1 protein-coding gene is annotated in these 1,627 nt (G+C 69.0%); it reads right to left on the bottom strand.

Going from position 1 to position 1,627, the window contains the following annotated elements:
- Positions 1-64 precede the first annotated feature (64 nt).
- Positions 65-1,492 (bottom strand): IS1182 family transposase, encoded by a 1,428-nt coding sequence (locus ACRWND_RS30690; RefSeq protein ID WP_431955224.1) that lies wholly within the window; start codon positions 1,490-1,492, stop codon positions 65-67.
- Between the last annotated feature and the right edge of the window lie 135 nt (positions 1,493-1,627).

Below are 1,627 nucleotides of genomic sequence, written 5' to 3' on the forward strand. Positions count from 1 at the left end.
CGGGTCCTGCCGGTTGGGAGATCGGCCTGGCGGGGCCTGGTGACCCACTGGGAGGCCCGGTGAGTCACCCGGTTGCGGTGGCCAGTCCCGTGATCCCGGTGTGTCGGAAGATCTTGCGGAGGTTGTGGCAGGCGGCCAGTAGCCGCCACTCGCCACGGGCTCCGTCCTCGCCGCGCAGGAGGAGCTGGCGGCCGTCCTGGCAGGTCATGATCTGTCCGAAGACGGGTTCGACGATTGCTTTTCGGCGGGCGTAGGCGGCTTTGCCGGGCTTGGTCCGCAGCTTGCGGGCCATGCGTTCCTTCAGTGTGGCGTTCTTGGGGATGCGTCCGCGGGGTGCGGGCGGGACCTGCTCGTCGTGGGCGAGTCGGCCGGTGGCCATGAACGTGTTGGTGCCGCAGGCGAGTTGGCGCTCGCGCGCGGCTTCGAGGTTGGTCTCGGAGCAGTAGCCGGCGTCGACGAGGGCCTGCCCCGGGTGGGCGCCGGTGTTCTGGGCGGACTGGTCGAGCATGGTGGTGTAGTTCAGCGCGTCGGAGGGGTTGGTCGTCACATCGGCGGCGGTGATGACCTGGTGCTTGTCGTCCACGACGGCCTGGGCGTTGTAGGCCTGGATGTAGGCGCCGTCGCTGTTCTTCATGATCCGCGAGTCGGGGTCGGTGAAGTTGGCCTGTGCCTTCGGCTTCGGGCGAGCCGTCTTGGCAGCCTTCTCACCGGCGTCGGTGACGGCCTGCTCATCGCTGCTGCCGGCGCGTTCCTGGCGGCGGCGCTCCTTGTCCTCGGCGTGGCGGCGGGCCTTGTCGGCGGCCTCGGCCTCGATCTGGGCGCGGGCGGCCTGCAGCTTGGCCAGGCGTTTCTCGCGGCGGCCCAGTTCGGCGGGCAGGTCGGCCTGCGTGCCGTCGGGGCCGAACCGCTCATCCTCGGCGGTATCGGTGGCCTCCGCGTCGGCCAGGAGGGCAGCCGCCTTCGCCTCCAGTTCGGCGACCTCGGCTTCGAGGCGTTCCTCCTTGTCGACCAGGCGGCCGTAGCTCATCGCCTTGTGCTTGGATGCGTTTGCTTCCAGTTTTGTGCCGTCCAGAGCGACGCGGCCCATCTTGACCATGCCGAGCTTCTGTGCGAGATGCAGGGACTGCAGGAACAGGCCGGCGAGCGCGTCGAGGTGGCGGCGGCGGAAGCGGGCGATCGAGCGGAAGTCGGGGGCCTGGTCGGCGGCGAGGAACCGAAAGGCGACGTCGTCGACGCAACGGCGCTGGATCGCCCGGGAGGAGCGCACGCCGGTGGTGTAGCCGTAGATCAGCAGGCGCACCATCAACCTGGGATCGTAGGGCGGGTAGCCACGCTTTTCCGTGTAATCGGCCAGGACCGGCGTGAGGTCGAGGGTCTGGTCGACCAGGTCCGCGACGAACCGGGCCAGGTGGTCCTCGGGCAGCCAGTCGTCCAGCGACGGCGGCAGCAGCAGGACCTGGTGAGGGTCGAACGCGCGGAACCGCTTGTCCACCACCGCTGGATGTGCCTGCTGCCGCTTCGGCTCGACCGGCTCGACCTCGAACAGCCCATCCCCATCACGCATAACCTGATCATCCCGCATGAATGATCACGAACTGCACGCGGGTCACCGATTACTGGGACACGC

Origin of the sequence: Actinacidiphila sp. bgisy167, assembly GCF_965342175.1 — a bacterium.
Taxonomy (GTDB): Bacteria; Actinomycetota; Actinomycetes; order Streptomycetales; family Streptomycetaceae; genus Actinacidiphila.